7 protein-coding genes are annotated in these 7587 nt (G+C 38.6%); 5 read left to right on the top strand and 2 right to left on the bottom strand.

Translation table 11 applies throughout. The features are described 5' to 3' along the window. The first annotated feature begins 77 nt into the window (after positions 1–77). The 5 genes from PN450_RS09890 to map all read left to right on the top strand — a co-directional run bounded on the left by PN450_RS09890 (position 78) and on the right by map (position 5159). A complete protein-coding gene (locus PN450_RS09890; RefSeq protein ID WP_271836163.1) occupies positions 78–227 on the top strand; it encodes a hypothetical protein in 150 nt (49 codons plus the stop codon). A 21-nt stretch (positions 228–248) separates the two neighbouring features. Then, positions 249–671, top strand: coding sequence for a VOC family protein (locus tag PN450_RS09885; RefSeq protein ID WP_271836162.1), 423 nt, complete (start codon positions 249–251; stop codon positions 669–671). Between the two features lie 151 nt (positions 672–822). Beyond that, the gene (locus PN450_RS09880) at positions 823–3654 is read left to right on the top strand and encodes a M16 family metallopeptidase (protein ID WP_271836161.1); all 2832 of its coding nucleotides are present in this window, start codon (positions 823–825) and stop codon (positions 3652–3654) included. Positions 3655–3743: 89 nt separating this feature from the next. Next, a complete protein-coding gene (locus PN450_RS09875) occupies positions 3744–4157 on the top strand; it encodes a cupredoxin domain-containing protein (RefSeq protein WP_371735397.1) in 414 nt (137 codons plus the stop codon). 174 nt (positions 4158–4331) lie between these two features. Beyond that, positions 4332–5159, top strand: coding sequence for a type I methionyl aminopeptidase (gene map, locus PN450_RS09870; protein ID WP_148766844.1), 828 nt, complete (start codon positions 4332–4334; stop codon positions 5157–5159). Between the two features lie 93 nt (positions 5160–5252). On the opposite strand, the gene PN450_RS09865 is transcribed toward map, so the two are convergent. Together PN450_RS09865 and cax are read right to left on the bottom strand one after the other, a co-directional pair. Beyond that, on the bottom strand, positions 5253–5813 hold the full coding sequence (locus tag PN450_RS09865) for a peptidoglycan-binding domain-containing protein (RefSeq protein WP_233467172.1): 561 nt from the start codon (positions 5811–5813) through the stop codon (positions 5253–5255). A gap of 509 nt (positions 5814–6322) precedes the next feature. Beyond that, entirely contained in the window at positions 6323–7420 is a 1098-nt protein-coding gene (gene cax / locus PN450_RS09860; RefSeq protein ID WP_148761652.1) for a calcium/proton exchanger, read from the bottom strand. Between the last annotated feature and the right edge of the window lie 167 nt (positions 7421–7587).

Here is a 7587-nt window from a genome sequence, read left to right as displayed (position 1 = left end):
GTACAGTGGTCCGTTGTCAGTAGGGGCGAAGCATTTGGAAGATAAATTATCGGTCATTGCCAAAAATAGTTCTCCAAATGCTTCGCCCGTACAGTGGTCAGTGGTCAGTAGGGGCGAAGCATTTGGAAGATAAATTATCGGTCATTGCCAAAAATAGTTCTCCAAATGCTTCGCCCGTACAGTGGTTTGTGGTTTGTGGTAATAAAGAACTAGCAACCGACAACTGACAACTGACAACCGACAAAATTATGCACCATGCTTCCATTAGAACGGCAAATATCCATCTAGCGATCGCTTTTTATGAGCAGATAGGGTTTACGGTGGGCGATCGCTTCACCACCGGTTATACTCTAGCTTGTTGGATGGAAGGTTTGGGCGGGAGAATTGAACTCATCCAAATTCCTCAACCCAAACCAGCCCCAGATGCTTTTAATGATGAACATTATGTCGGCTATTATCATCTTGCTTTTGATGTGACTCAGATCACACCAGATTTACCAACTTGGTTGGAAAGTTTAAAAACACGGTTAGCTGCAATAGAAAATTTACCACCTCTGAAAATTCTTTTAGAACCTACACAGCAGCAAATTGGCGATAAAATCTTAGAAGTCGCATTTATCGCTGATTTTGACGGATTACCTCTAGAATTTTTACGGTTTTTGCATAAATAGGCTGTAAATTAGTATTTATGCCCTTGGGGTGATACAATATTTTTCCTTTTCAGGTACATTTCTAGTTTCCATGAGGTACAGAAACATTTGCCCAATTTTTTAGTCACCTAATATATGTAACTTAAATTACATATATCTATTCGCCAAAGATATGTCTTTTTTCTCTATCGCCCAACGACATCGCTTTTCTTTAGTCATCTTGAGTATCTGGATCATAGCCGCTTTTGTGTTAAATCAAGATGCTGCTTTTAGCGGAGAAAGGGCGGATTTTTCCACCTCTTCCCACAACTCCAACCCAGAAAAATCTCAGAAAACATTAGTCGCTAAAGAAACACCAAATCTCGCTATTACAGCAAATGTTCAGAAAACAGTCCTTGATAATGGTTTAACTGTGATTACTAAGGAGGTTCATAATGCTCCTGTGGTGACAGTGCAGGTATGGTACAAATTTGGATCAGGTCAGGAAGCATCTGGGGTAAATGGTATTGCCCATCAATTAGAACATATCATGTTTAAAGGTACTAGCAATCGTCCTATCCAATTTGGGCGGTTATTTAGTGCTTTGGGCAGTGATTCTAATGCTTTTACCAGTTATGACCAAACCGCATATTACAATACTGCGGAACGGGATAAACTCACGGCTCTGTTGACGCTAGAAGCAGATAGAATGAAAAACTCGCTGATTGATCCTCAACAGTTAGCTAGTGAGAAGCGAGTAGTTATTTCTGAATTACAAGGTTATGAAAATAGCCCCGAATATCGGTTAAATCGCGCTGTGATGGTGTCTGTTTTTCCAGATCATCCCTATAGATTACCTATTGGGGGAACTAAGGCTGATGTGGAGAAATTCACAGTTGAGCAAGTGCGAGAATATTATCAAAAATTCTATAGTCCTGACAATGCTGTTTTGGTAATTGCGGGAGATTTTGACACCGCACCAACTTTGAAAACTGTGCAAACTGTGTTCGGGAAAATCCCCAAACGCCAATATTCACCCCATCATCTCATAACTCCATTACCTGCGGCTACTCCTGCACCTGCAATTAAATTACAAGAACCGGGGGGAAATCCATTACTCCAACTAATTTACCCACTTCCCCAAATCAATCAACCAGATATTCCCGCTTTGGAAGTTATGGATTATATCTTGACTGCGGGTAAAAATGCTTACTTGTATCAGGAATTAGTAGAATCGGGTTTAGCTAATAATGTTTCGGGAAATGTTGCTAGTTTACGTGGGGGTGGTTGGTATGAAATATTAGTGACAGGTTCAGGAAATCAGGATTTAAATAAAATTGATGCAGCGGTAATAAAGGCGTTAGGAAAACTTGCCAAAGTCGCTGTGACAGAAGAACAGATAGAAAGAGCAAAAACTCAATTAACAGCTTCAGTTATTTTAAATAACCGTGATATTACCAATCAAGCCATGCAATTGGGTAATGATCAAATCACGACGGATAATTATCAATATACAGAAGACCACTTAGTAAATATTCGGAAAGTCCAAGTTGCTGATGTGATGAATGTCATCAATAAATATCTACAACCAGCAGCCCGAAAAGTCGGATTTTTTGAACCTACTCAGCAAGCAGAAACTACCCAGAGTTCATCTTACTCAACGCAAACAGAAGATAATTTTGCTGTTGATGTGGCTGTAGTTCCAGCGGAAGTCAAGAAGTATTTACCACCTCTAGATATATTACCCAAAACCCAAGAAAGACAAATCCCCCAACAGTTACAGCTTGCTAATGGGTTACGCGTGTTACTGTTACCAGACAAAACTACACCAACAGTGACTTTGAGCGGATATATCAAAGCGGGAACAGAATTTGAGGCAGATAATCAAGGAGGATTAGCGTCTTTAGTGGCAGCAAATCTGATGAATGGCACGAAAACCAAAGATATGCGAACTATTGCCCAAGGATTAGATGCAAAAGGCGCAAATTTGGACTTTGAAGCTTCTCGTGAAGGTGTACGGATTAAAGGTAGTAGTTTAGCGGTGGATTTACCAGTTTTGCTGGGGACATTGACGGATGTAATTAGAGATAGTACATTCCCAGAAAAAGAGTTTGCACTTTCACGTCAACAAGCTTTAACTTCCCTAGATTCAGATTTAGATGATCCTGATAAGGTTGCAAATCGTATCTTTGTGCAGTCTATTTATCCGAAAAAACACCCATTACATACCTTCCCGACTGCGGAAAGTATTGAACAAATTCAACGTCAAGATGTAATGGCTTTTAAAGCCCAACATTATCGTCCTGATACCACAGTTTTAGCAATCGTCGGCGATTTTGATGTTACCAAAGTGCGATCGCTCATTCAAGCAAAATTAGGAAATTGGCAAGTAAAGGGCAAACCACCAACGGTAAAATATCCCAATGTGGGGATGCCAAAAAATGTAATTAATGTTAATCCTGTTGTCCCTGGTAAACCCCAAGCGATAACTTACATGGGTTACACCGGCATTAACCGTCAAGACAAACGATTTTATGCGGCGATGATCTTGAATCAAATTCTCGGCGGTGATACATTATCGAGTAGACTAGGGGCAGAAGTGCGCGATCGCCAAGGCTTAACCTACGGAATTTATAGCAATTTCATCACAGGTAAGAATGTTGGTACATTTCTCATTGAAATGCAAACCAGTCCAGAAGACGCACGCAAAGCAATTTCCAGTACCCGCAACCTCCTGAAACAAGTTCATCAACAAGGTGTGACAGCACAAGAAGTAGAAACAGCTAAACGCAATTTAATCAGCAATTATAATATTTCTTTGGCCAATCCCGAACAGTTAAGCCAGAGAATGGTGATGAATGAAGTTTACGGCTTGAATCAGATAGAATTGCGCTCATTTATCAGCAAAATAGAACAAGTCAATCTCAATCAAGTCAATCAAACCGCTCGTGAATTACTTCACCCTGATAAAATTGTTGTTGTCACCGCAGGTCCACAAATTCTGGCACATAAAAAGATTAAATGAATGTGGTTCATGGATAATGGGAACAGGTGTGATTGACAATTATCCATTGAGCCATGAGTAACTTTTTGATTTGTTTATTCTCTCTGCTAATGAGTCTAGTAATAATGGGTACGTCTCCAGCAACAGCAGAGAATCTATCTAGTAATCTCCTCAAACAACCACCAATAGAGATTACAGTTAGCTTGGGTAATGTTGCTAATGAATTAAAATTTGAGCCAAATCATTTAGAATTTACCTCTGGTAAACGCTACAATCTCAAGTTAAATAATCCTAGCTCACAAAAACATTATTTTACCGCTAAAGACTTTGCTGATGCAATTTGGACTCAAAAAGTCGAAGCCGGCAATGTAGAAATTAAAGGGAATATTCACGAATTAGAACTTAAACCTGGTGCAGAAGCAGAATGGGTATTTGTCCCCATGAAACCAGGTAAATATGCTTTAGGATGTACTATAGCTGGACACGCAGAAGCAGGAATGAGGGGAGAGATTGTAATTAGGTGATCATTTTTCACTGTCAGAATCAGGATTTACAGGATTTGTAGATTTACAGGATGAATATCTGTGTTTCTCTAGAAGCACAAAATAAGTTAACTTAAATATAGATATTTTTTGCCAATAAATCTCAACAACTTCACAGCTAACCGGTAAAAGCACCCCTAATTCCTAAACTTCATGATGAATATTTTCGCTAACTTACTTTCTCAACCAGCCCAGCCAAAACCCGAAAAACGACAACGCGGAGGGATTGAAATTAAATCAACCCGTGAAATCGAAATTATGCGACAATCAGCGAAGATCGTGGCAACTGTTCTCAAGGAAATTTCTGACCTAGTTCAGCCAGGAATGACCACGGCCGATTTAGATGCTTATGCGGAAAAACGCATCCGCGAAATGGATGCAACTCCTAGCTTTAAAGGATATCATGGGTTTCCCGCTTCCATCTGCTCTAGTATTAATCATGAAGTTGTCCATGGAATTCCTAGCCATAAAAAGGTAATTCATACAGGAGATGTATTAAAAGTTGATACAGGTGCTTATTATCAAGGTTTTCATGGTGATTCCTGCATTACTATCGCTGTGGGTAGTGTGACGAGTGAAGCCGCAAGACTGATTAAAATAGCCGAGGAATCTCTATATAAAGGGATTGAACAGGTAAAAGCTGGTGTCCATTTAACGGAGATTGCCGGTGCAATTGAAGATCATGTAAAAGCCAATGGTTTTACAGTGGTGGAACAATTTACTGGTCATGGTGTGGGTAGAAATTTACACGAAGAACCAGCGGTTTTTAACTATCGAACTCGTGAAATACCGAATGTGAAATTGCGTTCAGGAATGACTTTAGCAATTGAACCAATTTTAAATGCTGGTTCTAAAAATACCAGAATTTTAGCTGATAGATGGACTGCGGTAACAGTTGATAATGCTTTATCTGCTCAGTTTGAGCATACTGTATTAGTGACAGATAGTGGTTATGAAATTTTGACTGATAGAAATCATCTTTAACTATGATTCTTTTGATTTAGATGATTTATATGACAACTAACAAATGACAAATGACAAATGACAAATGACAAATGACAAATGACAAATGACCAATTAAATTGTTAGTTCCCACCAAGTTTTTTGACCAACCACACCATCTGTTGATAGACTTCGACGATTTTGAAAGGCTTTAACAGCAGTTTCGGTAACTGGCCCAAAAACTCCATCAATAGGTAGTCCATAACCATTAGACATTAACAATTTTTGTAAAACTTTCACAGATATGCCTGAATTACCAAAACCAATTACGGGCATAGGTTTATTCTGGGTTGTGTGATATCCTGTTGATAATTGAACATCTTTTTTATTGGTCATAGGGATATTCCCAGCATCAGCTAATTCAAAAGAACTGCTGGATGTCTGTTTTTGTGTGATTTGGTTAAATATTTGGTGTCGTCGGAATGAGAGAATTGAGAGATTAGTTGGGGAAGTTTCATTTATGTGGATAAATTCTGGTGGTGTAATTTGAGCAGAAGAAACTAACTTATTTGATTGATGATTTGTTAGCTGTACACCATTTTCTAGGTAAAACAAGGTTTGGTTTAATGGAAAATGGGGTATAGTTAGTGATTTCTGATTAAATACACCCATCATCAGCAGTCCGATTTCATTCATTGTCTTTTATAATTGTATTTATTTATAAAATGGGAAATGGCAAAAGCAGAGAAGAACGGATATAAACTGGCACTGAGTTTTTTGAAAAATCAAATATTAGTCCTATATATGTAATTACTATGATCAAATAGTAAAAAATATTTAGGGAAATTGATATATCATAAATCTATCCCACCTTCCGCACCCTAAACTGTCACACAAGGAAAAATGGTCATTTGGGGATTTGAGATTGGCGATAGCCACCCAAGATTTCGACGATTTTGTATCAAAATTATCATTAAAGGTATTCAAAAATCCGAAATTACCGATTGTGACACTGGGGGGTGCGGAATGTGGGATCTATAGCTCGATATCAAAAGAATGATCTGATTTGACACTATAAGAATTATTGATTTTATTCATCTATCTTAAGGGAGTTATTTTTGAAAAAATATTTAGGACTTGGTAGAAGAGAAAAATTCCCAATTTATGAGATCGGGAATTTTAGACTTTTGATCAGGTAAGATATTTTAACCGATACTGTTGGCAACTGGATGGAAGTAGAAGGCAAAACCCAAGACAGTATAAGCAGCTAGGAGTAATGTCCCTTCTAACCAATTAGATTTACCATCAGAACTAATGCTATTAGCAATTAAAACTGATACAGCAACAGCGACTAATTCAAAGGGGTTAAAATCTAAATCCATGGGTTGCCCAGTTGCCCAACCGGCAATTACTAAAACCGGGGCCACAAATAGGGCAATTTGCATACTTGAACCCACAGCGACAGACATAGCCAAATCCATTTTGTTCTTCATGGCTACGGTAACTGCGGTAGCGTGTTCAGCAGCATTACCGATAATAGGAACTAAAATTACCCCGGTAAATAGGGCGCTTAAACCTAGTTGAGATGTAGCGACTTCCAATGAACCAACTAGTAGTTCTGACTCAAAGGCAACTAACAGGGTGCAAACTAAAAGGACACCACTCCATAACCAAACATTTGGTTTTTTATGGACAACTGCTTCTGCTTCCTCTTCGATATCTGCCACACCAACATCATACAAATAAGCATGAGTTTTCATGGAAAATAGCAGTGTTAAGCCGTAAACTAGAATTAAGACGACAGCTACAGCTAGGGAAAGATTCTGTACGGTTTTTTCACTAATCCCTATGGAGGTATAGTTCATTGCTGTTGGTAACAAAATGGCAATTACCGCTAAATTCATAGAAGAAGCATTTACACGAGCTATAACTGATTCAAATGTTTGTTCTTTGTAACGAATTCCGCCTAATAACATGGATAAACCCATGACTAAGAGTAAATTACTGATAATTGATCCAGTTATACTGGCTTTGACGACATCAATTAAGCCCGCATTCAGGGCAACTAAGGCAATAATCAATTCTGTGGCATTGCCAAAAGTCGCGTTTAAAAATCCGCCTATTCCTGGTCCAACAACTACAGCTATTTCTTCCGTAGCTGTACCCATCCAAGCTGCTAGGGGGAGTATAGCTAATGCTGCGGTGATGAAAACTATTAAGTCTCCCCATTCTAAAAAGTGGGCTGCTAGAGATATGGGTATAAATAGGAGCAGGATGCTGAAAATAATGTTCTTGATTGACATTTTTACCTTTAGTTGAGGGGATATCTGCACAGGGACTAAAACATTATGTGCATTTGAACACCTATCATATCTGTCAAGGATGGTGATTGGTAATTGGTAATTGGTAATTGGTAATTGGTAATTGGTAATTGGTAATTGGTAATTGGTAATTGGTAATTGGTAATTGG

This window comes from Dolichospermum lemmermannii CS-548, from assembly GCF_028330815.1.
In the GTDB taxonomy this organism is placed as follows: domain Bacteria; phylum Cyanobacteriota; class Cyanobacteriia; order Cyanobacteriales; family Nostocaceae; genus Dolichospermum; species Dolichospermum lemmermannii.
Note: the sequence above shows the minus strand (reverse complement) of the source record. Positions and strands in the feature narration are given on the sequence as shown.

Bases quoted from the DNA above. Each gene is read 5' to 3' on its own strand.
- cax (WP_148761652.1), bottom strand. From the start codon at position 7,420: ATGTCAATCAAGAACATTATTTTCAGCATCCTGCTCCTATTTATACCC.
- PN450_RS09885 (WP_271836162.1), top strand. From the start codon at position 249: ATGCACCATGCTTCCATTAGAACGGCAAATATCCATCTAGCGATCGCT.
- PN450_RS09890 (WP_271836163.1), top strand. From the start codon at position 78: ATGCTTCGCCCGTACAGTGGTCAGTGGTCAGTAGGGGCGAAGCATTTG.
- map (WP_148766844.1), top strand. From the start codon at position 4,332: ATGAATATTTTCGCTAACTTACTTTCTCAACCAGCCCAGCCAAAACCC.
- PN450_RS09865 (WP_233467172.1), bottom strand. From the start codon at position 5,813: ATGAATGAAATCGGACTGCTGATGATGGGTGTATTTAATCAGAAATCA.
- PN450_RS09880 (WP_271836161.1), top strand. From the start codon at position 823: ATGTCTTTTTTCTCTATCGCCCAACGACATCGCTTTTCTTTAGTCATC.
- PN450_RS09875 (WP_371735397.1), top strand. From the start codon at position 3,744: ATGAGTCTAGTAATAATGGGTACGTCTCCAGCAACAGCAGAGAATCTA.